Annotated in this window: 23 protein-coding genes; 10 read left to right on the top strand and 13 right to left on the bottom strand. The window is 62.4% G+C overall.

Annotation, left to right across the window (positions count from 1 at the left end; genetic code table 11):
* Nucleotides 1-36 precede the first annotated feature (36 nt).
* From AC2FMY_RS07990 to AC2FMY_RS08010, 5 genes are all read right to left on the bottom strand, one after another.
* The gene (locus AC2FMY_RS07990; protein WP_480750249.1) at nucleotides 37-1,113 is read right to left on the bottom strand and encodes a branched-chain amino acid ABC transporter permease; all 1,077 of its coding nucleotides are present in this window, start codon (nucleotides 1,111-1,113) and stop codon (nucleotides 37-39) included.
* A 3-nt stretch (nucleotides 1,114-1,116) separates the two neighbouring features.
* Nucleotides 1,117-1,239, bottom strand: a complete 123-nt coding sequence (locus AC2FMY_RS07995) for a hypothetical protein (RefSeq protein ID WP_496745760.1) — start codon at nucleotides 1,237-1,239, stop codon at nucleotides 1,117-1,119.
* 3 nt (nucleotides 1,240-1,242) lie between these two features.
* Nucleotides 1,243-2,229 (bottom strand): branched-chain amino acid ABC transporter permease, encoded by a 987-nt coding sequence (locus tag AC2FMY_RS08000; protein WP_496807217.1) that lies wholly within the window; start codon nucleotides 2,227-2,229, stop codon nucleotides 1,243-1,245.
* 29 nt (nucleotides 2,230-2,258) lie between these two features.
* A complete protein-coding gene (locus AC2FMY_RS08005) occupies nucleotides 2,259-3,077 on the bottom strand; it encodes an ABC transporter ATP-binding protein (RefSeq protein WP_480750252.1) in 819 nt (272 codons plus the stop codon).
* An 80-nt stretch (nucleotides 3,078-3,157) separates the two neighbouring features.
* Nucleotides 3,158-5,131, bottom strand: a complete 1,974-nt coding sequence (locus AC2FMY_RS08010; protein ID WP_480750253.1) for an AMP-binding protein — start codon at nucleotides 5,129-5,131, stop codon at nucleotides 3,158-3,160.
* Between the two features lie 283 nt (nucleotides 5,132-5,414).
* Here AC2FMY_RS08010 and AC2FMY_RS08015 point away from each other — a divergent pair, with 283 nt between their 5' ends.
* Together AC2FMY_RS08015 and AC2FMY_RS08020 are read left to right on the top strand one after the other, a co-directional pair.
* On the top strand, nucleotides 5,415-7,283 hold the full coding sequence (locus AC2FMY_RS08015) for a PAS-domain containing protein (protein WP_480750437.1): 1,869 nt from the start codon (nucleotides 5,415-5,417) through the stop codon (nucleotides 7,281-7,283).
* A complete protein-coding gene (locus tag AC2FMY_RS08020) occupies nucleotides 7,280-7,984 on the top strand; it encodes a response regulator transcription factor (RefSeq protein ID WP_496745763.1) in 705 nt (234 codons plus the stop codon). The genes AC2FMY_RS08015 and AC2FMY_RS08020 overlap by 4 nt, the downstream gene beginning before the upstream one ends.
* Nucleotides 7,985-8,085: 101 nt before the next feature.
* On the opposite strand, the gene AC2FMY_RS08025 is transcribed toward AC2FMY_RS08020, so the two are convergent.
* Nucleotides 8,086-9,270 carry a Zn-dependent hydrolase gene (locus AC2FMY_RS08025; RefSeq protein WP_496745765.1) on the bottom strand — a complete coding sequence of 395 codons (1,185 nt, stop codon included), beginning with the start codon at nucleotides 9,268-9,270 and terminating at the stop codon, nucleotides 8,086-8,088.
* Nucleotides 9,271-9,358: 88 nt separating this feature from the next.
* On the opposite strand from AC2FMY_RS08025, the gene AC2FMY_RS08030 reads away from it, so the two are divergent.
* From AC2FMY_RS08030 to rarD, 6 genes are all read left to right on the top strand, one after another.
* On the top strand, nucleotides 9,359-10,057 hold the full coding sequence (locus tag AC2FMY_RS08030; protein ID WP_496745767.1) for an SDR family oxidoreductase: 699 nt from the start codon (nucleotides 9,359-9,361) through the stop codon (nucleotides 10,055-10,057).
* Nucleotides 10,058-10,136: 79 nt separating this feature from the next.
* Nucleotides 10,137-10,787, top strand: a complete 651-nt coding sequence (locus AC2FMY_RS08035; RefSeq protein ID WP_480750257.1) for a histidine phosphatase family protein — start codon at nucleotides 10,137-10,139, stop codon at nucleotides 10,785-10,787.
* 11 nt (nucleotides 10,788-10,798) lie between these two features.
* Nucleotides 10,799-11,413: a glutathione S-transferase family protein gene (locus AC2FMY_RS08040; RefSeq protein WP_496807218.1), complete on the top strand. Its 615-nt coding sequence runs from the start codon at nucleotides 10,799-10,801 to the stop codon at nucleotides 11,411-11,413.
* A 14-nt stretch (nucleotides 11,414-11,427) separates the two neighbouring features.
* Nucleotides 11,428-12,483 carry a saccharopine dehydrogenase gene (locus tag AC2FMY_RS08045; RefSeq protein ID WP_496745771.1) on the top strand — a complete coding sequence of 352 codons (1,056 nt, stop codon included), beginning with the start codon at nucleotides 11,428-11,430 and terminating at the stop codon, nucleotides 12,481-12,483.
* Nucleotides 12,484-12,486: 3 nt separating this feature from the next.
* Complete coding sequence (locus AC2FMY_RS08050; protein WP_496745773.1) at nucleotides 12,487-13,629, top strand: saccharopine dehydrogenase family protein; 1,143 nt, start codon at nucleotides 12,487-12,489, stop codon at nucleotides 13,627-13,629.
* A gap of 112 nt (nucleotides 13,630-13,741) precedes the next feature.
* Nucleotides 13,742-14,650, top strand: a complete 909-nt coding sequence (gene rarD, locus AC2FMY_RS08055; protein ID WP_480750261.1) for an EamA family transporter RarD — start codon at nucleotides 13,742-13,744, stop codon at nucleotides 14,648-14,650.
* Here rarD and AC2FMY_RS08060 read toward each other — a convergent pair.
* Both AC2FMY_RS08060 and AC2FMY_RS08065 read right to left on the bottom strand, forming a co-directional pair.
* Complete coding sequence (locus AC2FMY_RS08060) at nucleotides 14,641-15,345, bottom strand: SGNH/GDSL hydrolase family protein (RefSeq protein WP_496745775.1); 705 nt, start codon at nucleotides 15,343-15,345, stop codon at nucleotides 14,641-14,643. The genes rarD and AC2FMY_RS08060 overlap by 10 nt on opposite strands.
* Complete coding sequence (locus tag AC2FMY_RS08065; protein ID WP_496745777.1) at nucleotides 15,342-15,752, bottom strand: nuclear transport factor 2 family protein; 411 nt, start codon at nucleotides 15,750-15,752, stop codon at nucleotides 15,342-15,344. The genes AC2FMY_RS08060 and AC2FMY_RS08065 overlap by 4 nt, the downstream gene beginning before the upstream one ends.
* Before the next feature lie 96 nt (nucleotides 15,753-15,848).
* On the opposite strand from AC2FMY_RS08065, the gene AC2FMY_RS08070 reads away from it, so the two are divergent.
* Nucleotides 15,849-16,496 (top strand): RluA family pseudouridine synthase, encoded by a 648-nt coding sequence (locus AC2FMY_RS08070; protein WP_496745779.1) that lies wholly within the window; start codon nucleotides 15,849-15,851, stop codon nucleotides 16,494-16,496.
* A gap of 105 nt (nucleotides 16,497-16,601) precedes the next feature.
* Here the strand turns inward: AC2FMY_RS08070 and AC2FMY_RS08075 are convergent, their stop codons facing one another.
* Entirely contained in the window at nucleotides 16,602-18,041 is a 1,440-nt protein-coding gene (locus AC2FMY_RS08075; protein WP_496807219.1) for an aldehyde dehydrogenase family protein, read from the bottom strand.
* 241 nt (nucleotides 18,042-18,282) lie between these two features.
* On the opposite strand from AC2FMY_RS08075, the gene AC2FMY_RS08080 reads away from it, so the two are divergent.
* The gene (locus tag AC2FMY_RS08080) at nucleotides 18,283-18,936 is read left to right on the top strand and encodes a peroxiredoxin (protein ID WP_480750267.1); all 654 of its coding nucleotides are present in this window, start codon (nucleotides 18,283-18,285) and stop codon (nucleotides 18,934-18,936) included.
* Here AC2FMY_RS08080 and AC2FMY_RS08085 read toward each other — a convergent pair.
* The 4 genes from AC2FMY_RS08085 to AC2FMY_RS08100 all read right to left on the bottom strand — a co-directional run bounded on the left by AC2FMY_RS08085 (nucleotide 18,933) and on the right by AC2FMY_RS08100 (nucleotide 24,605).
* Complete coding sequence (locus tag AC2FMY_RS08085; protein WP_496807220.1) at nucleotides 18,933-19,649, bottom strand: glycosyltransferase family 25 protein; 717 nt, start codon at nucleotides 19,647-19,649, stop codon at nucleotides 18,933-18,935. The genes AC2FMY_RS08080 and AC2FMY_RS08085 overlap by 4 nt on opposite strands.
* 69 nt (nucleotides 19,650-19,718) lie before the next feature.
* Nucleotides 19,719-20,408, bottom strand: a complete 690-nt coding sequence (locus AC2FMY_RS08090; protein WP_496745782.1) for an outer membrane protein — start codon at nucleotides 20,406-20,408, stop codon at nucleotides 19,719-19,721.
* A 183-nt stretch (nucleotides 20,409-20,591) separates the two neighbouring features.
* Complete coding sequence (gene pnp, locus AC2FMY_RS08095; protein WP_480750270.1) at nucleotides 20,592-22,742, bottom strand: polyribonucleotide nucleotidyltransferase; 2,151 nt, start codon at nucleotides 22,740-22,742, stop codon at nucleotides 20,592-20,594.
* Between the two features lie 192 nt (nucleotides 22,743-22,934).
* Nucleotides 22,935-24,605 (bottom strand): adenylate/guanylate cyclase domain-containing protein, encoded by a 1,671-nt coding sequence (locus AC2FMY_RS08100; protein WP_496745783.1) that lies wholly within the window; start codon nucleotides 24,603-24,605, stop codon nucleotides 22,935-22,937.
* Nucleotides 24,606-24,734: the final 129 nt, after the last annotated feature.

The following is a 24,734-nucleotide window of genomic DNA, read 5'->3' on the forward strand; positions in this document are numbered from 1 at the left end:
CCATCCGTAGGGCGGGTCGCCCCGCCCGGCCCTTCGTCAATAGGGGAAGGGCCAAAGTCTCAGTTTCTCCTTCGCAACGCGCCAGAGCTGGGCCAGCCCGTGCGGTTCGAGGATCAGGAACATGATGATCAGCGCGCCCACGATCACCAGCTGCAGGTGCGCCACGATATCGGTGGGCCAGCCCAGTACATCGACGCCCAGAACCTTCAGCACCACTGGCAACAACACCAGGAATGCGGCGCCGGCGAAAGAGCCAAAGATCGAGCCAAGACCGCCGATGATGACCATGAACAGCACCAGGAACGATTTCTGGATGCCGAACGCCTCGCCCACCTCGACCGCGCCGAGATAGACCGAAAAGAACAGCGCACCCGAGATTCCGACAAAGAATGACGAGACGGCAAAGGCGCTCATCTTGGCCTTGAGCGGGTTCACTCCGATGATTTCCGCCGCGATATCCATGTCGCGGATCGCCATCCAGGTCCGGCCCGTGGTGCCGCGCGTCAGGTTGCGCGCGATCAGCGCCGAAACGGCCAGAAAGATCAGGCAGAACAGATAGGTCGCCCAGGCCGGTGCGTTCGGACCGGTGATGATGATGCCGAACACGTCACGTTCCGGCGCGTTGATCTGGCCCGAGGCCGAGTAGTTGTAGAACCACGGCACCCGGTTGAAGAGCCACACAAGGAAGAACTGCGCCGCCAGCGTCGCAACTGCCAGATAGAACCCCTTGATTCGCAAGCTCGGCAGGCCGAACAGGACACCGACAAAGGCGGTGATGCCGCCCGCAAGGAGCACATGAATGAACATGGACACCTCGGGGAAGGCAGTCATCAGCTTGTAGCAGGAATAGGCCCCCACCGCCATGAAACCGCCGGTCCCCAGCGAAACCTGACCGCAATATCCCACAAGGATATTCAGCCCGATCGCCGCAATAGCGTAGATCAGGAACGGCAGCAGCAGCGCGTTGGCCCAATAGTCGTTGATGACGAAGGGGATGATGCCAAAGGCCACCGCCAGAACGACATAGTACCGATAGCGGTCGAACTTGATCGGAAAGGTCTGGCTGTCGTCCTGATAGGAGACTTTGAAATCCCCGGCTTCACGATAGAACATGGCTCACTTTCCCCATTCTTCCTGCGCCCGTTTGCGGGTCGCGGCATCCAGTTGTTTCGATGATCTGGCGTAGCCGGTTGCCTCGGATAAACGCGCCAGTTTGATGATGGCGACCAGCTCTTGCACGGATCACACCCTTTCGATGATCTTCTCGCCGAACAGCCCCTGCGGACGGAACACCAGGAAGATCAGCGCCAGCACATAGGCGAACCAGTTCTCGGTCGCGCCACCCACCAGCGGGCCAATCGAGAATTCGAACAGCTTCTCGCCCACGCCGATGATAAGCCCGCCGACAATGGCGCCGGGGATCGAGGTGAAGCCACCCAGCATCAGCACCGGCAGCGCCTTGAGCGCGATCAGGCTCAGCGAGAACTGCACGCCCGACTTGGTGCCCCACATGATGCCTGCGACCAGCGCGACAAAGCCTGCAACCGACCAGACCATAACCCAGATGAAGTTCAGCGAAATACCCACCGACAGCGCTGCCTGATGGTCGTCGGCCACCGCGCGCATGGCCCGGCCCTGCTTGGTGTATTGGCTGAAGGCCACCAGCGCCGCCACCAGAAGCGCCGCAATCACGGTCGCCACAATGTCGAGGTTGTCGATGAAAAAGCCATAGCCGAAAATTTTGAACGTCGCCTCATCGATCCACAGGTTGATGCCCTGCGGCAGACCCACATCCAGCGTCTTGATTTCGGAACCCCACATCAGGTCGGCCACACCTTCAAGGAAATAGGCCAGGCCGATGGTCGCCATGAACAGGATGATCGGCTCCTGCCCGACCAGGTGGCGCATGACGAAACGTTGCACGCACCACGCGAGCAGCACCATGACCGCCATGGTCAGCAAGATCGCCAGCGCACCGGGGATGTTCCAGCCGAAATGGGTAATGTGACCGCCAAAGATCGCATTGATCAGGTGTGCGAACGGAACCTGCCCGTTCATGATCCCGACCAGCGTCATCGCCGCAAACAGCGCCATGACGCCCTGCGCATAGTTGAAAATGCCGGACGCCTTGTAGATCAACACGAACCCCAGGGCCACCAGCGCATAGAGCACCCCGGCCATCAGGCCGTTCAGGATGACCTCCATCGCAAAAATCAACTGATCAGGCATGTATGCCTCCCCTCATCTGTGTCAGGCGGTCAGTCATGTGCCACGCCCAGATAGGCGTCGATGACTTCCTGGTTGTTGCGCACCTCGTCGGGGGTGCCGTCGCCGATCTTCTTGCCGTAATCCATCACGACCACCCGGTCGCTCAGGTCCATCACCACGCCCATGTCATGTTCGATCAGGGCGATGGTGGTTCCGAACTCGTCATTCACGTCGAGGATGAAACGGCTCATGTCTTCCTTCTCTTCGACATTCATGCCTGCCATCGGCTCGTCCAGCAGCAGCAGCTTGGGCTCGGCCGCCAGTGCACGGGCCAGTTCCACCCGCTTTTTCAGGCCATAAGGCAGGCGCGCCACCGGGGTCTTGCGAATGTGCTGGATCTCGAGGAAGTCGATGATCTTTTCGACCGCCTCGCGGTTCTTGGTTTCTTCCGCCTCGGCCTTGCCCTTCCACAGCGCCTGCTGGATCAGGTTGGTCTTCATGTAGTTCAGACGGCCGGTCATCACGTTGTCCAGCACGCTCATGCCTTCGAACAACGCGATGTTCTGGAAGGTGCGGGCGATGCCCTGGCGTGCCACCTCATAGGGGCGCATGGCCGGACGTTTGGCTCCATGGAACCAAACCTCGCCCTCCTGCGGAACGTAAAAGCCCGAGATCACGTTCAGCATCGACGACTTGCCCGCGCCGTTCGGTCCGATAATGGCGCGAATTTCGCCCTCGCGGATGTCGAACGAGATATCCTTGATCGCCACCACGCCTCCAAAGCGCAGGGTGATGTTCTTCATTTCCATCACCACGCCGCCGATCTTGCGGCCGTCCTCGGTGACATATCCTTCGGATGCATCCAGCATCGGCTACTCCCTGAACTTCGCGGTTACGGGGCGGCGGGCGGGGCGATGCCCGGAACGGGCGAGCGGCGCACGCGCGGCCCTCATTCCGCCGCCACCTTGTGCTGCGCCACCGGGACAACCGGCGCGTCTATGATCTTCAGCGTTGCGCTGATCGATCCCTTGCGCCCGTCCTCATAGGTCACCTCGGTCTTGGTCGAGATCGTGTCCGACCCGTCGTATAGCGCGGTGATGATGTCGTGGAACTTCTCTTCGACAAACCCGCGCCGCACCTTCCGCGTGCGGGTCATCTCGCCATCATCGGCGTCCAGTTCCTTATGCAGAACAACAAAGCGATGCACCTGGCAGCCCGACAGCATTTCATCTGCCGCCACTGATTTGTTCACCTCTTCCACATGGGCCTTTATCGTCTCTAACACACGCGGATGACCCGCCAGTTCCTGATAAGACGCATAGGCCACGTTGTTGCGTTCCGCCCAGTTGCCCACCGCAGTCAGGTCGATGTTGATGAAGGCGACGCAGCGGTCCTTGCCATTGCCGAACAGAACGACCTCCAGAATATCGGGATAGAACTTGAGCTTGTTCTCGACATATTTGGGCGCGAACATCGACCCGTCGGCCATCTTGCCCACATCCTTGGCCCGGTCGATGATCCGCAGGTGGCCCGAACCTTCCTCGATGAAGCCCGCATCGCCAGTCGCGACCCAGCCCTCGGCATCCTTGGTCGACGCAGTGGATTCGGGGTTCTTGTAATACTCGACGAAAACGCCGGGCGAGCGATAGTGGATCTCACCCTTCTCGTCGATCTTGATCTCGACATCCGGCGCCGGAACGCCAACTGTATCCGCGCGCACCTCGCCATCGGGCTGCACGGTGATGAACACCGTCGCCTCGGTCTGGCCGTAAAGCTGTTTCAGGTTGATGCCGAGCGAGCGGTAGAAGTCGAAAATCTCGGGTCCGATCGCCTCACCCGCAGTGTATCCGACGCGGAACCGGCTATAGCCCAGCGTGTCCTTGAGCGGGCCATAGACCAGAACATTGCCCAGCGCATATTTGAAACGGTCGCCAAAGCTGACTGGTTTGCCGTCCAGAATGCGGCCGCCGACCTTCTTGGCGTGGGCCATGAAGTAATCGAACATCCGCTTCTTCAGCTTGCCCGCATCCTCCATCCGGATCATCACGTTGGTCAGCTGGGTCTCGAACACACGCGGCGGAGCAAAGAAATAGGTCGGCCCGATCTCGCGCAGATCGGTCATCATCGTGTCGGCGCTTTCGGGGCAGTTCACGCAGAACCCGCACCAATAGGCCTGACCGATGGAAAAGATGAAATCGCCTACCCAGGCCATTGGCAGATAAGACAGAATGTCCTCGCCGCGCGTCAGATGATCGAAATCGGCCGAATTCTTGGCGCTTTCGATCACGTTGCGGTTCGACAGCACAACGCCCTTGGGCTTGCCCGTGGTGCCCGAGGTATACAGCATCACGCAGGTGTCGTCATAAGTGATATCCGCGATGCGCTGATCCAGTTCCGCGTCGAAACGCTGATGACCGGCGCGGCCTTCGGCCTTGATGTCGTCCAGCGCGTTCATCTGGCTGTGGTCGTATTTCCGCATGCCGCGCTTGTCGGTATACAGGATGTGCTTGATCTGGTGCACCGTCTCCTGGATCTCGATGACCTTGTCGACCTGCTCCTGATCGCCGCAGACGACGTATTTCGCGCCGCAATGCTCCATCACATAGGTCATCTCTTCGGCCACCGAATCCTGATAGAGCGGCACCGGCACTGCGCCCACCATCTGGGCCGCAACCATCGACCAGTAATGCGCCGGACGGTTGCGTCCAATCACCGCGATATGGTCGCCTTTTTCAACGCCGATCTCCATGAAGCCAAGCGCCATGGCCCTGATTTCCTTGGCAGCCTGGGCCCAGGTCCAGCATTGCCAGATCCCGAATTCCTTTTCGCGATAGGCCGGGGCATCCCCGATTTGGGTTGCGTTGCGATGAAGCAGCGCCGGAAGGGATACATACCCTTCAGCGCCAGACTGCGTCTGAGCCAATGTCTTTTCTCCTCCCCATCCCGGCCCGTCGAATGGCCGGAAACGTCCGCGACTGCGAATCTGTCCTGGTGTCGGACCCTCAAAGGTTGATCGGTAACTTTTTCCTGATGTTTTCCCAAATCTTACGAATTGTAACAAGTTGCGAAAATCCGGGTATGCCTTGTTACATTTGGCCACACCGGCGGGAACGGCGGCAAAGGCTCTACACCCTGCATCCGTCCGGTGATAGGCATGGGCTGCAAGGAGGAAGGCATTGGGCAATTCCGATCAGCGCATCAAGGCAATGACGACCGCCGGTCTGAACCTGATCGGACAGGCGCTGTCGATCTACGACAGCAACTTGAAACTGGTGCTGAGCAACCGCCGTTTCCAGGAAATGTTCGAACTGCCCGATCGTCTGGTCGAGCCCGGCGCGTCCTTCGCCGACACGATCCGCCATCTGGCCGAAAACGGCGAATACGCGCCCGAAGAGAATATCGAGGACATCATCCGCAGCCGCGTCGAACAGGCGCTGGCGTTCGCGCCGCACTATATCGAACGCATCCGCCCCAACGGTCAGGTCATCTCGGTCGAGGGCGCGCCGCTGCCGCAGGGCGGGTGGGTGGCGGTCTATACCGACATTTCCCGCACCAAGCGGGTCGAAGAGATGCTGCGCTCGCGGTCCGAGGAGCTGTCCGACCAGTTGCTGACCCATGCCGAGGAACTCTCGGCCACCAACCGCGAACTCGCCGCCACCATAACCGCGCTGGAAGAGGCCAAGCGGCAGCTGACCGAAATCGAATCGCGCACCCGCCTGACCACCGAAATGATGCCCGCCCATATCGCGCATGTCGATGCCAAAGGGCACTATACCTATTCCAATCGCCGCCTCAGTTCGGTGATGCCGGGACGGCCTTCGGAAATCCTGGGCCTGCACATCTCCGAGGCGCTCGGCCCCTCCGCCTTTGCCCGCGTCGCGCCACATCTGCAAAAGGCCTATGGCGGGCGCACGTCGGTCTTCGAATTCACCGAGGATCACGACCAGCGCCGCATCCGTGTCTCGTTCACGCCGGACGAAGAAGGCGGCGTCTATATCCTGTCGATGGACGTGACCGAGGAAACCCAGGCCCGCGTCGCGCTGCAGCAATCGCGCCGGCGGGCGATGGCGGCGCAAATGACCAGCGGGCTGGCGCATGACTTCTCGAACCTGCTGACCATCATCCTCGGCATGCAGGGCAAGCTGGAAAAGATGGCCCTGCCCGAAGAGGCCGCCGAACTGGTCGCCGCCACCCAGCAGACCGCGCGCCGGGGCGGGCAGTTGCTGAACCGGATCGCCGACATGACCGGCAACCGCACCCTGCATCCGCAGGCCACCGACATGCGCGGACTGCTGGAAGACATGAAGATCCTCGCCTCTCCCTCGCTGCCGCGCGGAATGGGTCTGTCAGTGGTGAACACCCTGCCCGACGAGGCATTGCTGCTTGATCCCGGCATGTTGCAGGATGCGCTGCTGAACCTGGTCCTGAATGCCCGCGACGCCTGTGGTGCGACCGGGCAAATCACCATCAGCGCCCACGCCATCGGCTCTATCTGGGTCGAGATCACTGTTACAGACACCGGCCCCGGCTTTTCGCCCGATGCGTTGGACAAGGCACTGAACCCGTTCTTTACCACCAAGGGCAGCGAAGGGTCGGGGCTGGGCCTGCCAATGGTCTATGACATGGTCAAATTGGCAGGCGGCGACCTGCAGCTGCGCAACTCGCCTTCGGGCGCGGCGGTGATCCTGCGCCTGCCCTATCGCGCCGCCCCGCAGGTGCAGGGCGGGCTGGCCCTGCTGGTCGAGGACAACGACGACCTGCGCAGCCAGTTCCGCGACCTTCTGATCGATCTCGGCCTGTCGGTGATCGAGGCCACCTCGGTTGACGAGGCCTGCGCGCTCACCGCCGATATCGAGGATATCTCGCTGGTACTTTCCGACATCAAACTCGAAGGTTCCGCCACCGGCATCGACCTGATCAAGCGCCTGCAACCCGGATTGCCCTGTATCCTGATGACCTCGCTGCCGCTGACCGATCCGCTGCACCGCCAGGCCCTTGCGCTGGGCCCGGTTCTGCGCAAACCCTTTTCGCGAGCGCAACTCTCTGCCCTGATCCGACCCGAGGCCGCCCCATGACACAACCGCTGGTGACCATTCTCGACGACGAACCCGAGATCCGACAGATCCTGACCGACGCGCTGGAAGAAGCCGGGTTTCGCACCCAAAGCTTCTCGCGCGCCCGCGAATTCGAAGCCTCGCTGAAACGGGTCACTCCGGATGTCTGCCTGGTCGACCTGTCGCTGCCCGACACCGACGGGCTGGCGCTGGTGCACCGGCTGGCGCTGGAACAGGGCGCGGCGGTGATCATCATCTCGGGCCGCGCCCAGGTACAGGACCGGGTGACCGGGCTGGAACTGGGGGCAGATGACTATATCACCAAACCATTCGACCCCGCCGAGGTGGTGGCGCGCATCCGCGCCCGCCTGCGCGCCCCGCGCGCCACCTTACAAACGGGCGGCAACACCGCGCTTTTCAACGGCTGGACCGCCCATTTTGACAGCTACATCCTCGAGGACGACAGCGGCACGCAAACACCCTTCAGCCACGCCGAAGGCGAGGTGCTGCGACTGTTCCTGGAAAGCCCCAAACGCCTGATCAGCCGCGCCCAGATGCAGGAAATGCTGGGCGGCGGCGCCGGTGAAAGCTTCGACCGGGCGATGGATGTGCGCATCTCGCGTCTGCGCACCAAACTGGGCGAAGACCCCAAGAACCCACGCCTGATCAAGACGATCTACGGGGCCGGGTACATCTTTCTGGGCGATGTCAGCTGGCGATAACCCAAAACACGCATAAAGCATCCGCTGCTTCTTTCTGGTCCGAAACAGGAACAGCGTTGGGCCGTCAGTCGGGCTGGTCAGGGCCGGCCTTCTCCGGTCGATCAGTCCAGCGCCAACACCGCCTGTTCCAGCACCCGCAGGCCCGCAACCAGATCGGCCTCATCGGTATCCTCGGCAAAATCGTGGCTGATGCCGCCGATGGAGGGCACGAACAGCATCGCCACCGGCATCAGGCGCGAGACATTGGTGGCGTCATGCAGCGCGCCCGACGGCATCGTCCGCCAGCGCCCCGGCGCAACCGCCTCGGCCCCGCTCTCCAGCGCCGAACGCAGGCGGCCATCCATCGGCACCGGTTCCAGTCCCAGCAGGGGGCCAAACTCCAACTCCATACCGGCTTCACCTGCAACTTCCTGCGCCGTTTGCCGGATGATCTCCTCCATCCGCGCCAGCCGTCCGGCCTCGCCGTCGCGCCATTGCATCGAAAAGGTGGCCCTGCCCGGCACGATGGACGAGGCATTGGGATGCAGCGACACATGCCCGATGGTCCAGACGGTTCGCGGCGTGACCACATTTCGGAACCGGTCGTTGATCCGTGCGCTGAACAGCGACAACGCCTGAAAGGCGTCGCGGCGCAAGTGCATCGGCGTGGTGCCCGCGTGGTTCTGCTGTCCTTGATACGTGATCTTCATGTCGCGGATACCCACGATATCGGTGACGACGCCGATCTGCTCGCCCTCGGCATCCAGTGTCGGCCCCTGCTCGATATGCATCTCGACAAAACCGGTGAATCGTTCCGGGTCCACGAAATCTCCGCCCAGATCGGCGATTGCCGCCCGCGCCGCGCCAAAGGCGATCCCAGAGTGATCGGTCAGCGTGTCGGCCCGATCCAGCGACAGATGCCCCGACCAGATGGCCGAACCGGTGGTGACGCCGAACCGCCCCTCCTCATCCTGAAAACTCACGACCGAGACCGGGCGATCCACCGCCCGCGCCACCTCAAGCGCCGCGATCACGCCCAGTGCACCGTCCAGCCAGCCGCCCTCGGGCTGGCTGTCGGAATGCGATCCCATCAACAACGAGGGGCCTTCGGCCAGACCGAACAGGTTGCCCACCGGGTCGACCTGCACCTGCAGCCCGGCCTCTTCCATCCGGGACGCAAGCCACTTCCGGGCGGCGATGTCGGCCTCGGAATAGGCCGGGCGCACCACGCCCTTGCCGACGCCGGACGCACCGAAACCGCGCAGCATGTGAAGGTCAGTCAGAAACCGCTCTGCGTCCACTGCCATAAGGTTTTCCTTTCCAGTCCGGGGCCTGAGGGGCCATTATTCGTGTCACATCACCACAACAAGTGACAGGTCCAAGGGAGAGAGGCAAATGGCAAAGACGGCACTCATCACCGGCGCATCCAGCGGCATCGGGCGCGGAACCGCCATCCGGCTGGCCTCGGACGGCTGGCACATTCTGGCCCACGGTCGCCGCGAGGACGCGCTTGCCGAAACGCTCGACATGGTGCGCACAGCAGGTGGAACCGGCCAATCCTTTGCCGCCGAAATGGGCGATATGGACGCTGTCGCAGCGCTGGCCGATTGGGCAACGGCGGGTGACCGGCTGGACGCCATGGTGCATTGCGCGGCGAAATTCACCTATGGCCCGGTCTCGACAGAGCGCTTTGCCGATTGGGACAGATCCATCGATCAGGTTCTCAGGGCGACGATCAGGCTGACGGCGCACGTGCTGCCAAAGATTCAGGCGTCGCAGGGATCGTTTGTCTATATTTGCGGTCCAACCTCGTGGCTGGGCTGGAAGAACCACGCAATCCACTGCGCCCTTCGACACGCACAGGCCGGCTTCGCCAAGGCGCTGTTCGAAGACGTTCGCGAGGACGGGGTCGGCGTGACGCTGGTGCATCCGGGATTTGTCAACACACCCGACGTCAACGACACCGGCAAGGACCGCACGCGCATGATCCAGCTTGCGGACATATCCCAGATGATAGCGACCGTCATTACGCTGCCGAACACGGCCTGCGTCACCGAACTGACGCTGCGCCCCCAGCGCTCGCCTTATCTGTGATTTTTCACGCCAAAGCGGCGAAACCCCTCTGGCCCCCTGCGGAAAGCTGACCTAAGACTTGCCGCAAGAGGAGCCGGATATGTCCCACATCACGCTGGTGCGCCACGGGCAGGCCAATACCGAGGCGCGCGACGAGGAAAGCTATGACCGACTGAGCGATCTGGGCCATCAACAGGCCCGGTGGCTGGGCGCGCATCTGGCCGACACTCGCGCACATCATCCCCGCGCCTATTGCGGCACCCTGAAACGTCACGTGGAAACCGCCGCCAGCATGGGGCTGACCAACCCGGTGCAGGACGCGCGCCTGAACGAGATAGAGTATTTCGCCCTTGCCCAGCTGTTCGAAGACCAGCACGGCGTCGCCATCCCGCGCGACCGCGAGGGCTTTGTGCAGCATTTGCCAATGACCTTCACCGCATGGGCCAAGGGCGAGATCGAGAACGCGCCGGAAACCTTTGCCGAATTCGAGGCCCGCGTCTCGTCAGCGCTGCATGACATCGGCACAAAGGGCGGGCCGGCGATCGTGGTGACCTCGGGCGGGCTGATCTCGATGGCGGTGCGGCAGGCCATGGGGCTGGAGATTCCGGCCATGGCCCGCGTCGCCCTTGCCATCATGAACACGTCGATGCATCGTCTGCACCCGATTGGCGATCACCTCAGCCCGGTCCTGTTCAACGCCGTGCCGCATCTGGAAACGCCCGACCGGCAATTCGCCCAAACCCACCTGTGACGGAGCCCACCATGCAGCTTTACTATGCGCCCCGCACCATCTCGGTCGCCGTTGCCATCGCCCTGGAAGAGGCCGGGCTGGAGTATGAGGCGATCCGCCTCGACTTCGCCAATGCCGAACAGACCAAACCGGCCTACAAACAGATCAACCCCAAGGGCCGCGTGCCTGCGCTGGCGGTTCAGGGCGGTATCCTGACCGAAACCGGCGCGTTGCTGGAATACGTCGCGGCCAGGGCTCCGCAAGCGGGGCTGGTGCCCGACGATCCGGTGATGGCCGCGCGCATGCGCGAGGTGATGTACTATCTCGCCTCAACCATGCACGTGAACCATGCCCACAAGCTGCGCGGCGCCCGCTGGGCCGACAAAAAAGCAAGCTGGAAGGACATGACCGCCAAGGTGCCGCAGACCATGACTACCTCATGCAGGTATATCGAGGCGAACGGGCTGCGCGGGCCGTTTGTTCTGGGCGACCGGATCAGCCTTGCCGACTGTTACCTATACGTGGTGTGCAGCTGGCTCGAAGGCGACGGGGTCGATGTGACGGCCTTCCCCGGGATCGCCGCGTTTCGCAAAACGATGGAGGCGCGCGCCTCGGTTCAGGCGGTACACGCCGCCGGGATGCTTTGACAGAAGGACAGGATATGACACATCTCTGGGTCCGGGCCGAACAGCGCCCGAACGAAGAACGGGTGGGGCTGACGCCCGAAGGCGCGGCGCAGCTGATCGCGGCCGGTATCCGGGTGACGGTCGAGGACAGCTCGGTCCGCGCCGTTCCGATTGATGGTTACAAGGCCGCAGGGTGCGAAATTGCGGCCGAGAACAGCTGGCCCGACGCGCCGCGGGATGCGATCATCTTCGGCCTCAAGGAGCTGCCCGAGGACGGCACGCCCCTGCCTCATCGCCACATCATGTTCGGCCACGCCTTCAAGGGTCAGCACTCGGGCCGCGCGCTGCTGCAGCGGTTCAAGGCGGGCGGCGGCACGCTTTATGATCTGGAATATCTGGTGGACGAAACCGGCCGCCGGGTCGCCGCATTCGGCTATTGGGCCGGATATGCGGGTGCGGCGGTGACGCTCAAGGCCTGGGCAGCGCAGCAGCGTGGCGAATTGTGCGGCTCCGTGGGCGTTTATCCCGGCAAGGATGCGCTGAACGCCGAGCTGCTGGCCGAACTGGACGCCACCGGTGCGGACCGCCCCCGCGCCATCGTTATCGGCGCATTGGGCCGGGTCGGCACCGGCGCTTCGGACCTCTGTGAGGCGATGGGCGTTCAGGTCACCAAATGGGACATGGCCGAAACCGCAAGCGGCGGCCCCTTCCCCGAGATCCTCGCCCATGACATCTTTCTCAACTGCATCTTCGCCCGTCCCGGCACGCCGGTCTTTGTCCCCCGTGACGCGATGACCGCCCCCCGAAGACTGACCGCCATCGGTGACGTCGCCTGCGATCCGGACAGCGATTACAACCCGGTTCCGGTCTATGACCGCGCCACCACCTGGGGGGCCCCGGCCCTGCGCGTCGCGACCAATCCGGTGCTGGACGTGATGGCGATCGACAACCTGCCCTCGATGCTGCCAGTGGAAAGCTCGCAGGACTACGCGGCGCAACTGCTGCCCTCGCTGGCCACCCTGAACGACTTGACCGCAGGTGTCTGGGGCCGGGCCGAGGCTGAATTCAAAACCCATATCGAAAGGATCTGAGCGATGACCATTCACTGGTGTGGCACCGGCCTGTCGGCCATCCCCGGATTGCGGCGGCTGATCGAGGCGGGCCATCCCGTCACCGTCTGGAACCGGACCGTCGAAAAGGCCAGGGCCGAGGTCGGCGACCTGACCGATGACATCCGCGCCTTCGACATCGACGCGCTGGGCGCGGTGCTGGCCAAGGGCGACGTGATCGTGTCGATGCTGCCCGGGGACTGGCACGTGCCGCTGGCCGAGCTGGCGATCGCCAAGGGCGCGAATTTCGTCTCATCCTCGTACATCGCGCCCGAGATGCGCGCGCTGGATGACAAGGCGCGCGAGGCGGGCGTGGCGCTGGTCAACGAAGTGGGTCTCGACCCCGGCATCGACCACCTGATGGCGCATGCGCTGGTCGATGACTACCGCGCCTCCGACGCGTTCGATCCGCAAAACCACCTCAGCTTCATTTCCTATTGCGGTGGCATTCCCAAGAACCCCAACCCGTTCCGCTACAAGTTCAGCTGGTCGCCGCTGGGCGTTCTCAAGGCGCTGCGTTCGCCCTCCCGCTCGATCCGCGACTACGCACCGCTCGACGTGGCCCGCCCTTGGGATGCGATCACCAGCTATGTCGCCCCCCTGCCCTCGCCGGAAAGCTTCGAGGTCTACCCCAACCGCGACTCGATCCCCTTCAAGGCCCAGTACCATTTCGAAGACCACTGGCCGGTCAAAGAGTTCGTCCGAGGCACCTTGCGCCTGAACGGCTGGGCCGATGCGTGGGCGGATGTATTCCGCGAAATCGAAACCCTTTCCGGTCCCGAAGGCGACGCACGGCTCAAGGAGATGTCCGACCAGTTCTGGGCCGAAAACGCCTATGACGAGGGCGAGCCCGATCGCGTTGTCCTGTGCGTCGGGCTGAAGGCCGAAAAGGACGGGCGCGAGGTCTGGCACAAGACCTATGTCATGGATGCATGGGGCGACGCGCGCGGCACCGCCATGGCGCGTCTTGTTTCGATCCCGGTCTCTCTGGCGATCGAGGCGGTGCTGAACCGCGCCATCCCGGCGGGCGTGCACGCTGCACCCAGCGATCCGAAACTGGTTCAGTCATGGATGGGCGAAATCGACACGCTGGCCCAGCATCTGCAGGTGGTCGATCACCTGGCCTGACCCACCGAAAATCTGCCCCATCACAACGGGTGATGGGGCAGCTCACAGAATTCGGCGTTTCCTTTCGGCTGCGACCTGCCATAAACACCCGGTACATCTGCCGGAGAGCCCCATGGCGCAGCACACCGCCCGACCAACCGACAACATAGACACTCCTCAGGGGCTGGCCTTTGCCATCACGGCCTATCTGCTGTGGGGGTTCCTGCCCATCTACATGAAGGCGCTGGCCCATATCCCGCCAGCCGAGGTTGTCGCGCACCGGGTCATCTGGTCGGTCCCGATTGCCGGTGCGCTGCTGATCGTGCTGCGCCGAACCCGCGATCTGCGCACAGCGCTGACCCACCCCCGCACATTGGCGATGGGGTGCCTGACCGCAGCTCTGATTTCGGTCAACTGGGGCATCTATGTCTGGGCTATCGGAGCGGGCAAGGCGCTGGATGCGGCACTGGGATATTACATCAACCCGCTCTTCAGCATCGCCTTGGGCGCGCTCTTGCTGCGCGAAAAACTCAGCCCCGCCCAACTCGTCGCAATCGCCCTCGCGGCCACAGCCGTCATCGTGCTGACCGTCGCGGCAGGCCGCCTGCCCTGGGCCGCCATCGGGTTGACCCTGACATGGGGCTTTTATGCTTTTTTCAAGAAATCCCTGCCCATCGGCCCCAATCAGGGTTTCATGCTCGAAGTGCTGATCCTTTCGGTTCCCGCACTTGGGTATCTGACCTATCTGTCGGCCAATGGCGAAAACCACTTTGGCGGCAATATGGTCGATACCTGGCTGTTGATCGGTTGCGGCCTGGTCACCGCCGTGCCGCTGATCGTCTATGCCAACGGTGCCAAACTGCTGCGCCTCTCGACCATCGGCATCCTGCAATATATTGCGCCGACGATGATCTTCCTGACCGCCGTCTTCATCTTTGGCGAGGAATTCGACCGCGCCCGCATGATCGCCTTTCCGATGATCTGGGCGGCGCTGGTGATCTATACCGTGCCGATGATCCGGCGCATGCGCGCTCAGGCCTGAGCAAGGATCACCCGCGCCAATTGCTCGGCCCACAATGCATAGGCGCGCGGGCTGGGGTGATAGCCGTCCGGCGCGGCCAGTGCTGGGTCGTGCGGCAGATCCAGCGACAGATGCCGTGCCTCGGGAAAACCCGCCACCACTTCGCGCAACCCCTGATCCAGCCGCGCGGCCTGTCGCCCGAGAACCCAGGCCAAAGGTTGCGGCAGGGCCGGAAACCGGTGCATCTGCGGCACACCCGTGACCACGACGCGTCGCGCGCCCAGCGGCCCGGTCAGATGCCGCAGCAAAGCCGCCTGCCGTACCATGAACTGCGCCCTGGTCGCCCCCCGCGTCACGTCATTGACGCCCAGTGCCGTCACCACCACGTCGAAGGTGCCGTGCATCCCCATTATCCGCTCCAGCGTGTCCCGCGTGGTGTGCCCGGTTGTGGCCTCCAGCCGCCACTCGACCGCATGGTGCCTCCCCAGATGCCGGACAAGCTGCCCCGACAATGCCTGCGCCTGCGTGCCCGCGCCGACGCCGGCCGCCGAACTGTCCCCCGCAATCAGCAGCCGCAACACCGGGCCTCGCCCCTCGCTCCCCTCGCGCGGGCCAACCGGCTCGGGCAACAGCTGCACCTTGCGCCGCACCGACAGTCCCTGCGCGGCCAAAAGCGGCAACAACGGCACCCGCAAGATCTGGTCGGCAGCAATCAAGAGAGAGCCTCGCGAAACTTCAGGAAGCGGGCATCGGTCAACACCCGCGCGTTCATCGCGTCCCGCAGCGCACCGACGGTCTTGTGGGGCCGCATCACCACCTCGAATTCCTGAATCAATCCCGCGTCGTTCAGGGTGATCAGATCCACGCCCACCGCATCCAGCTCCCCGACCTTGCACTGAAACTCCAGCGCCCAGTCCCGACCCTCGCCCATGATCCGGCGATAACGGAACTCGGAAAACACCTGCCCCACATGGCCCAGCACCGCCGCAACCGGCGCGCGCCCGGTCCATGTCTTGTAATAGGTCGGCGGCAGAAACCGCACATCCTCGGCCAACAGGGCGTGAAGCTGGCTGTCATCGCCCTTTGCCACGACCTCTTGCATCTTTTTGATTGTCGGGTGCATCTCGGCTCCTCTCGTTTGGCCAGAGAGTTGCCAAACGTCGCGCGTCGCGCAAGCGCGACGTTGCGGGACCCCGCCGCCTGCGTTAGGCAGGCGCGCATGAGCGAAACCTATGAGCCCCCGCAAACGCCGCTGGATATCCTGCACGAAGACGCGCAGCTGATCGTGGTGAACAAACCCCCCGGACTTCTGTCGGTTCCGGGGCGCGGCGAGCATCTTGCCGATTGCCTGCTGACGCGGGTGCAGACCGCTTTTCCGCAGGCACTGCTGGTGCACCGGCTGGACCGCGACACTTCGGGGGTGATGGTCTTTGCCCAAACCCCCCACGCCCAACGCCACCTAGGCCTGCAATTCGAGAACAGACAAACCCGCAAGACCTATGTCGCGCGGGTCTGGGGGCGGCTGGAACCCAAGACTGGCACTGTCGACCTGCCCCTGATCGTGGACTGGCCAAACCGGCCACGGCAGATGGTCTGTCACGACACAGGCAAGCCGGCGCTGACCGACTGGCGTGTGGTGAAACACCAAGGCGACACGACCCGCGTGCGCCTGTCCCCGAAAACCGGCCGCTCGCACCAGTTGCGCGTGCACATGCAGGCGCTCGGGCACCCGATTCTGGGTGACCCGTTCTATGCCTCGGGGGCTGCGCGCAACTTTCCCCGCCTGATGCTTCATTCCGAGGAACTGCGCCTGAAACATCCCGAAGGGGGGCTATCAATGAAATTTCGGGCTGCCGCGACGTTCTAGTGCAGGGGCGCTGCCCCTCTTGCCCTGCGGGCAATTCACCCCGGGGTATTGAGGGACAGCGTCCCTCATACCTATGTGAACAAAAGTGCGCCGACGGCGCTCATTTTACTCCGCCGCCCAACCGCCGACGGCCTTGACCTCAAGGAAATCCTCCAAGCCCCAGACGCCTCCTTCGCGCCCGTTGCCGGATTGCTTCATGCCCCCGAACGGGGAACCGGCAGAACGGGATTGCCCGTTCATCTCGACCATGCCCGAGCGCAGGCGGCGCGCCATGCGGTTGGCGCGTCCGGCGTCCTGCGTCTGGACATAGTTGGTCAGACCATAGGGCGTGTCGTTGGCGATCTCGACGGCTTCCTCTTCGGTGTCGAACGGGATCATGGTCAGGACCGGGCCAAAGATTTCCTCGCGCGCGATGGTCATCTGGTTGTTGGCATCGGCAAAAACCGTGGGGCGCACATAATAGCCCTTGTTCAGCCCCTCGGGCCGTCCGGTGCCACCCGCGACCAGGCGCGCGCCTTCATCGATGCCTTTCTGGATCAGGTCCTGGATCTTGGTCCACTGCACCTCGTTCACCACCGGGCCGATATGGCGGCCTTCCTCCAGCGCGCTCCCGACGGTGACTTTGCCCGCGACTTCCGCCGCGGTTTCCACCGCCTGATCATAAATCGGGCGCTGCACCAGCATCCGGCTGGGCGCGTTGCAGCTTTGGCCGGTGTTGTTCATCATGTGCAACACGCCGCGCTTGACCGCCTTTTCGTCCGCATCGGCAAAGATTACATTCGCGCCCTTGCCACCCAGTTCCAGGTGCACCTTTTTCAGCGTGTCCGCCGCGGCCTTGGAAATCGCCGTGCCCGCGCGGGTCGAGCCGGTAAAGCTGACCATGTCGATATCAGGATGCGCCGACAGCTGCGAACCGACGCCCGCGCCATCGCCGTTCACCAGGTTGAAAACACCCGCAGGGAACCCGGCCGCGTCCATCATCTCGGCAAAGATCATCGCGTTGAGCGGGCTTTGTTCCGACGGCTTTAGAACCATCGTGCAGCCCGCAATCGCCGCCGCACCCACCTTGAGCGTGATCTGGTTCATCGGCCAGTTCCACGGCGTGATCAGCGCCGCGACCCCAACCGCCTCATAGATGATGCGGTCGCCGGGCGCGTGATCGCCCAAGGGGCGTTCGAACTGGAACGCCTTGGCGGCGCGGATGAAGTTTTTCAGGTGCCAGATGCCCGCACCCACCTGTTGCGTGCGCGACATGTCGATCGGCGCACCCATTTCCAGCGACATGGCCTGGGCCAGATCCTCGCCGCGCGTCTGGTAGATGTCGATCAGCTTTACCACCAGTGCAATCCGTTCTTCGACCGGCGTCGCCATCCAGCCCGGAAGCGCCGCCTTGGCGGCGGCAACGGCGGCGTTCGTATCCGCTTGGGACCCCAGAGAAATCACCGCGCAGGGCTCTTCGGTCGAGGGGTTGATCACCTGAAAATCACTTGCGACGGCCGGGGCCACCCATTTGCCGTTGATGTAAAAGTCGCGTTTCTCGATCATGGCTCTCCCTCCTGATCCGGGATGTTTTCGACCGCTCGGTCGGTTTTCGCGGCCACTCTGTCACTGCCTTACAGGAGGGGCAAGAGGAGAGTCAAAAAATTTGATCAAATTTTTGCCCCAATAAATTCCCCTTGATTGATACGGATTCCCGGTGGTTCTTCGCCACAAGTCCTGTAACTTCACTCCTTAGTGATTGGTTTGGCACCAACCGACTCGAAATCTCAACGAAAGGACATGAGCCATGGGTTTGCGCATCAACGACACCGTTCCCGATTTCACCGCGGAAACAGATCAGGGCACCATTCAGTTCCACGACTGGATCGGCGACAGCTGGGCGATCCTGTTCTCGCATCCCAAGGATTTCACCCCCGTCTGCACCACCGAATTCTCGGCCGTGGCGCAGCTGGCGGACGAATGGGCCAAGCGCAACACCAAGGTGATCGGCGTCTCGGTGGACAGCGCCGAGGACCACAAGAAATGGAAGGGCGATATCGAGGCCTATGGCAAGGCCAATCCGGGCTTTCCGATCATCGCGGACAAGGGGCTGGAAGTGTCCAAGGCCTTTGACATGCTGCCCGCCGGCTATTACCTGCCCGACAACCCGACCCCGGCAGACAGCCAGACAGTGCGCGTCGTGTTCATCATCGCACCCGACAAGACACTGAAACTGTCGATGACCTATCCGATGAATGTGGGCCGCAATTTTGCCGAAGTACTGCGGGCGCTGGACGGGCTGCAGACCGCCGCCCGCGAGAACGTGGCGACCCCGGCAAACTGGACACCCGGCGACGATGTGGTCATCCCCGTTGCCGTCAGCAACGAGGACGCCAAGGCGAAATACGGTGAATTCACCACCCATTTCCCCTATCTGCGCACCACGAAATTGCCCGGCTAAGGTTTTTGCGGGCGCAGGTGCAACTGCGCCCGATACCAGCCGCGCCTGAGTTCCCGCCCCAGCTTTTCGCCGGGGCGGATTTTTTTCTGGATCGTCGATCCGCCGATCTGGCCCGCGACCTCCTTGTTGCCGGTCCCCAGCAGGGCGTGAATAGGCTGTCCGGTGATCCAGTGCATCTGCAGGAACGTATCCACCGGCCGGTCGATGCGCTCTGTCACCGCCAGCAACCGTTTCGCGGCGTTTTTCCCAACCATCTGGCAGACGCATTGCAGGGCGATGATTTTGGGCAAAATCAGCTTCAGATCGCCCCGCTCCTCCAGCACCTGGGCCGGAACCTCGCGCTGTTTCACCGGCAGGCGGATATAGTGGTCGGGCGTCGCATGACGCTGCAAAACCTCCAGCGCCGCCGCGAACCTTTCGGGATCGACCTGCAGGTCGTCTTCGGCAATGATCGCCAGGTCGATATCTTCCTCGACCAGCTTGCGCCAGATACGCCGGTGGCTTTCGAACACCCCGATCTCGGTCGGGCGCAATGGGAAGGGATAGTGCGGCCGGTACAGGTCGCCGTCATGCAGACCGACCCCGGCAATCTGCGCCGGATCGCGACCATTGACCGCCTCGAACAGCTCGGCACCGGGCAGGTTCGCGCACAGCCGTTCGGCATTCGGACGCCGCGCCGTACTGGAAGACATATGAATAATAAAAGATCGCATGCCCCCGTGCATAGAACACGGGGGCATGCTGTGGAAGCGAAACCGGGAGGGGAGGCTTCCACCAAGGGATCAGAAATTGAAGCGAACCCCGAAATTGACGCTGAACGTATCGAGATCGTCCTCGACCGTGCCGGTCGAAACACCGTTGGGCGCCAGGCGCGGGCTCGAGACATCGAAAGCCCGCGCATAACGCGCATCCAGCGTCAGGGCGGTGGCATCGTTCAGGTCATAGGCAACACCGGCGATCAGCTGGGCGGCGAAATTGGTATCATCGCCGTCAATTGCGACGCCGGGGCCATAAACCACATCGATATCCGAATAGGTCGCGCCGATGCCGAACCCGGCATAAGGCGTCAGCCGGCCGTTTTGCTTGAAATCGAACAGCACGTTGGCAAACAACGAGGTCTGGGTCACATCCCCCGAAACGTTGCCTTCGGCCCCCGGACCATTGCCCGAGAAATTGACCCCGTCGGCATCGTTGTCGCGATAGGACAATTCCAGCTCGACCCGGGTGCCGACAGTGCCGTTCGACCATTGCGGGATTTCCCGGCCAATCGCGACACCAAGACCATAACCGGTGTCAAAATCGGTATCGACATTCTGGTTCGAGCCGCCGATGACGCCCGAAAAATCGGTGTCCTGCAACTGGCTGAACCCTGCATAGCCTTGAATATAGGTACCTTCGGGCAGGCTTTGCGCCGACAAGGCGGTGGCCGACAGCGCCAGAAATGCGGCGGCGGAAAGGGGGCGGGAAATCATGTCTGGGGATCCTCTGTTCCGGATTGTGCAGTGTGCAAAACACATCTGGTGACGCGGAAGCCAAAGAAAAGGACGGGCCGGATCACATGCCGTCACGGTTGCTTTGTCAGGCGTGAGCCGGCATCCAAAACGAAAAGGGCCCCGGCAATTGCCGGGGCCCTGCAAGTCGGTCCGAGGGGCAGATTACTCTGCGTTTTCCTCATTCTTTTCTTTCTTCTCGGGAACGATCTCTTCGCCGGTTTCCTGATCGACCACTTTCATCGACAGGCGAACCTTGCCGCGATCGTCAAAGCCCAGCAGCTTGACCTTCACTTCCTGACCTTCCTTCAGAACATCCGACGGATGGTTCAGGCGGCGGTTTTCGATCTGGGACACATGGACCAGACCGTCGCGCTTGCCAAAGAAGTTCACGAAGGCACCGAAATCGACGATCTTGACCACCTTGCCGGTATAGACCTGACCTTCTTCCGGCTCGGCCACGATCGACCAGATCATGTCATAGGCTTTCTTGATCGATTCCCCATCGGGCGAGGCGATCTTGATGACGCCATCGTCGTTGATGTCGACCTTGGCACCCGAAACCTCGACGATCTCGCGGATGACCTTGCCGCCCGAACCGATCACTTCACGGATCTTGTCGGTTGGGATGTTCATGGTCTCGATGCGCGGCGCGTGGACCGAGAACTCGTTGGTCTCGGACAGGGCTTTGCCCATCTCGCCCAGGATGTGCATCCGGCCGTCCTTGGCCTGTGCCAGGGCGGTTTCCATGATCTGAGGCGTGATGCCCGCAACCTTGATGTCCATCTGAAGCGAGGTGATGCCGTTTGCAGTACCCGCAACCTTGAAGTCCATGTCGCCCAGGTGGTCTTCGTCACCCAGGATGTCGGTCAGAACCGCGTAAGACCCGTCATCTTCCAGGATCAGGCCCATGGCCACACCGGCAACCGGGGCTTTCAGCGGAACACCCGCGTCCATCATCGACAGCGAACCGCCGCAGACAGACGCCATCGAGCTTGAGCCGTTGGATTCAGTGATCTCGGACACCACGCGGATGGTGTAAGGGAAATCGGTCGGCGCAGGCAGAACCGCCTGCAGCGCGCGCCATGCCAGCTTGCCGTGGCCGATCTCGCGACGACCGGGCGAACCCACGCGGCCAACTTCGCCAACCGAATACGGAGGGAAGTTGTAGTGTAGCAGGAAGTTCGATTTGAAGTTGCCATGCAGCGCGTCGATGAACTGCTCGTCGTCGCCGGTGCCCAGCGTGGTCACGGCCAGCGCCTGTGTTTCACCGCGGGTGAACAGGGCAGAACCGTGTGTGCGCGGCAGCAGCGAGGTTTCGGCTTCGATGGCGCGGACATCGGTGGTCGAACGACCGTCGATACGCTTGCCGCCCTTGACGACATCGCCGCGCAGAATGCCGGCTTCCAGCTTTTTCATCGCCGAACCAAGGTTGGCGTCTTCCAGCTGTTCCTCGGTCAGCGCTTCCTTGATCGTTTCACGGGCAGCGGCAACAGCGGCGGTGCGCTCCTGCTTGTCGGTGATCGCGAAAGCGGCGCGCATCTGCTCTTCGCCGGCGGCCTTAACTGCAGCGTAGAGGTCCGAGTAATCGGGTGCGACGAATTCAAACGGCTCTTTCGCGGCTTCTTCGGCCAGCGAAATGATCAGGTCGATCACCGGCTGGATCTGTGCGTGCGCAAAGGTCACGGCGCCCAGCATTTCGGCCTCGGACAGCTCGTACGCTTCCGATTCCACCATCATCACGGCGTCTTTGGTGCCGGCCACAACCAGATCCAGACGCTGTTCAGGGTTCAGGCGCAGGTCCTGCATGTCATCCACGGTCGGGTTCAGGACGTATTCGCCATCCACGAAACCAACGCGGGCACCGGCGATCGGGCCCATGAACGGCGCGCCGGAAATGGTCAGCGCAGCCGAAGCGGCAATCATCGCGACGATGTCGGGATCGTTGACCAGATCGTGGCTCAGCACGGTGCACATCACCAGAACTTCGTTCTTGAAGCCGTCAACGAACAGCGGGCGGATCGGACGGTCGATCAGACGCGCGGTCAGCGTCTCTTTTTCGGTCGGGCGCGCCTCGCGCTTGAAGAAGCCACCCGGAACCTTACCGGCGGCATAATATTTCTCTTGGTAGTGTACGGTCAGCGGGAAAAAGTCCTGACCGGGTTTTTGCGCCCGTGCAAAGGTCACGTTTGCCATGACGCTGGTTTCACCCAGCGTGGCAATCACGCTGCCGTCGGCCTGACGGGCAACCTTGCCGGTTTCCAGTGTAAGCGTTTCCTCGCCCCACTGCATCGATTTCGTCGTTACATCAAACATATGCGTATCCTAGAAGGGAGCACTCCCGCCCCTGCGGGTCTCCCGTTTTGCATGGCGGCCCCATTGCCGCCGACCCCACTTTATCTTCCATTCGAGTGCCGGGGTCATGGCACAACGTCTCAGATGACAGCGCCCATACAGGAGAATGATGCGGATTGAAAGTTGGAATTGTCGCAAGAGCGACGCGCACCGTCACGCGTCCGCAACCTGGTCCACGATCGGCGGGGCCATGCCCAACAGGTCCAGAATGTCCCGGTGTCCTGACGGCAGGATCGGTGTCACTGCCAGAATATCGGGCTTGGCCTCGATCTCTGCGGTGCGCGACCTCACCCGTCCGGCGGCCTCGGGCTGGCCTGCCCGGCGCAGGATTTCGGCCTTGAGTGCCGGGAAAACCCCGCAGGTGGACCTGAGTTCGATCGACGTGTCGATATGCTCCAAAGCCGCCTCGAACCGCCCGTCCAGCATTGCCGCAAGGGCGGCCAGAAAACACACATAGGGCCGGTCCATGTCGCTTTTGAAACTGCGGAAGTAAGGGACCAGCACCGTTTCGACCCCCGCAAAGTCCCCTTCTGCCAGCGCCAGTTCGGCCTCGACCTCGAACCGCAGGTGATAATCCGGGTTCAGGGCTGCAACCCGGGCGTTGTTGCGCCGCGCCCCAACGAAATCTCCCAACACGTTGATCATCACCTCGGATCGCACCTTGCAGACAAAATCGCTGCGCGGGGCGTTCTCGATCGCAATATCCGACAGCTGCACCATCCGCTCCAGAATATCTGGCGCAGGCGGTTGCACCCCACACCGGATCAGGCGCAACCGGGCATGCACCCACATGGCCTGCGCCATTGGGTCGTTGGGCGACAGATCCAGACATCGCTCCAGCAGCTCGATCGCCTTGAGATACCCCTTGATCGACCCGCGATAAAAGTTCTGCGCCGCCCGCGCCCGCAATTCGGACGGGTTCAGCGCATCATCCGGCAGATCGGACGTTCGCTCTGCATCGCGGGCATTGATTTCGGTGCGCAGATCCTCGTCACAGACCTGCGCCGCCTCCGTGATCAGGTCATACAGGCGATCGGGCCTGTCCTCGAACCGGTTCGACCAGAATACCTGCCCGGTGCGCACCCTGACCATCGACACTACCAACTGGGCCGAGTTGCGCAGGCTCAACCGGCTTTGCAAGCGATACGTCGGCGCAGGGCTGGCACCCTCGGCGACAGAAGACACCTGGATCCCGGTGCGACGGGACAGGCGATAAATCATCTGCTCGCGAAACTCGTCGGCCGGTTCCCTCAGTTCCGTACTGTCCGGTGAGATGCGGGTGCGCTCAACCCCGATGACCGGAATTTCATCGCGCCCCTCGGGATTGCGGATTTGAGGCCGCCATTGATGCGCCTGCACCGGATACGAGATGTTCTTGAGTTCGAATGTCCCCGCTTCGGAAAACTCCGCCGCCAGCGACCTGTCGAGTTGCCGCCGGGTCTCCTCCGAAATCATGATCCCGCCCGGCGGGGCTTCGGATTGCAGCCGGGCCGCGATGTTCAGGCAGGTGCCATACAAATCCGCTCCATCATCGACATATTCGCCGATGTGGATGGCCGTTCGGATATTGATCGACGTGTTCCCGCCAAGCTCGGTCTGCATCGCGCGCGCGCATTCCACCGCATGGGTCGCGGCATCGAATCCCACGATCCAGCCATCCCCCATGCGCTTCAGGACCGCTCCGCCATGGGTCGAGACCGCAGGTTCAAGACAGTGTTCGTAAAATTCTTGCACCAACGCGATCGTGGCGGCCTGGTCCGCCTCCATCAGGCCGGAATACCCGACCACATCCGCAGTCAAAATGGCCGCAAGCCTGCGCCTCATCTCTGGCCCCTCCCGTGATCCGGAATCTAGACCAAATCGGTTCGGGCTGTCATCAGCGACGGCGGGCCAAAACGAAAACGCCCGCCGGGTGGCGGGCGTACAAACCGGACAATGCCGGTTTCAAAACCT

The sequence above is a fragment of the Ruegeria sp. YKSE079 genome, from assembly GCF_059612845.1.

Bases quoted from the DNA above. Each gene is read 5' to 3' on its own strand.
- AC2FMY_RS08050 (WP_496745773.1), top strand. From the start codon at position 12,487: ATGACCATTCACTGGTGTGGCACCGGCCTGTCGGCCATCCCCGGATTG.
- AC2FMY_RS08040 (WP_496807218.1), top strand. From the start codon at position 10,799: ATGCAGCTTTACTATGCGCCCCGCACCATCTCGGTCGCCGTTGCCATC.
- AC2FMY_RS08000 (WP_496807217.1), bottom strand. From the start codon at position 2,229: ATGCCTGATCAGTTGATTTTTGCGATGGAGGTCATCCTGAACGGCCTG.
- AC2FMY_RS08090 (WP_496745782.1), bottom strand. From the start codon at position 20,408: ATGATTTCCCGCCCCCTTTCCGCCGCCGCATTTCTGGCGCTGTCGGCC.
- AC2FMY_RS08025 (WP_496745765.1), bottom strand. From the start codon at position 9,270: ATGGCAGTGGACGCAGAGCGGTTTCTGACTGACCTTCACATGCTGCGC.
- AC2FMY_RS08045 (WP_496745771.1), top strand. From the start codon at position 11,428: ATGACACATCTCTGGGTCCGGGCCGAACAGCGCCCGAACGAAGAACGG.
- AC2FMY_RS08005 (WP_480750252.1), bottom strand. From the start codon at position 3,077: ATGCTGGATGCATCCGAAGGATATGTCACCGAGGACGGCCGCAAGATC.
- AC2FMY_RS08100 (WP_496745783.1), bottom strand. From the start codon at position 24,605: ATGAGGCGCAGGCTTGCGGCCATTTTGACTGCGGATGTGGTCGGGTAT.
- rarD (WP_480750261.1), top strand. From the start codon at position 13,742: ATGGCGCAGCACACCGCCCGACCAACCGACAACATAGACACTCCTCAG.
- AC2FMY_RS08080 (WP_480750267.1), top strand. From the start codon at position 18,283: ATGGGTTTGCGCATCAACGACACCGTTCCCGATTTCACCGCGGAAACA.
- AC2FMY_RS08030 (WP_496745767.1), top strand. From the start codon at position 9,359: ATGGCAAAGACGGCACTCATCACCGGCGCATCCAGCGGCATCGGGCGC.
- AC2FMY_RS08070 (WP_496745779.1), top strand. From the start codon at position 15,849: ATGAGCGAAACCTATGAGCCCCCGCAAACGCCGCTGGATATCCTGCAC.
- AC2FMY_RS08015 (WP_480750437.1), top strand. From the start codon at position 5,415: ATGACGACCGCCGGTCTGAACCTGATCGGACAGGCGCTGTCGATCTAC.
- AC2FMY_RS08035 (WP_480750257.1), top strand. From the start codon at position 10,137: ATGTCCCACATCACGCTGGTGCGCCACGGGCAGGCCAATACCGAGGCG.
- AC2FMY_RS08075 (WP_496807219.1), bottom strand. From the start codon at position 18,041: ATGATCGAGAAACGCGACTTTTACATCAACGGCAAATGGGTGGCCCCG.
- pnp (WP_480750270.1), bottom strand. From the start codon at position 22,742: ATGTTTGATGTAACGACGAAATCGATGCAGTGGGGCGAGGAAACGCTT.
- AC2FMY_RS07990 (WP_480750249.1), bottom strand. From the start codon at position 1,113: ATGTTCTATCGTGAAGCCGGGGATTTCAAAGTCTCCTATCAGGACGAC.
- AC2FMY_RS08020 (WP_496745763.1), top strand. From the start codon at position 7,280: ATGACACAACCGCTGGTGACCATTCTCGACGACGAACCCGAGATCCGA.
- AC2FMY_RS08065 (WP_496745777.1), bottom strand. From the start codon at position 15,752: ATGCACCCGACAATCAAAAAGATGCAAGAGGTCGTGGCAAAGGGCGAT.
- AC2FMY_RS08085 (WP_496807220.1), bottom strand. From the start codon at position 19,649: ATGCGATCTTTTATTATTCATATGTCTTCCAGTACGGCGCGGCGTCCG.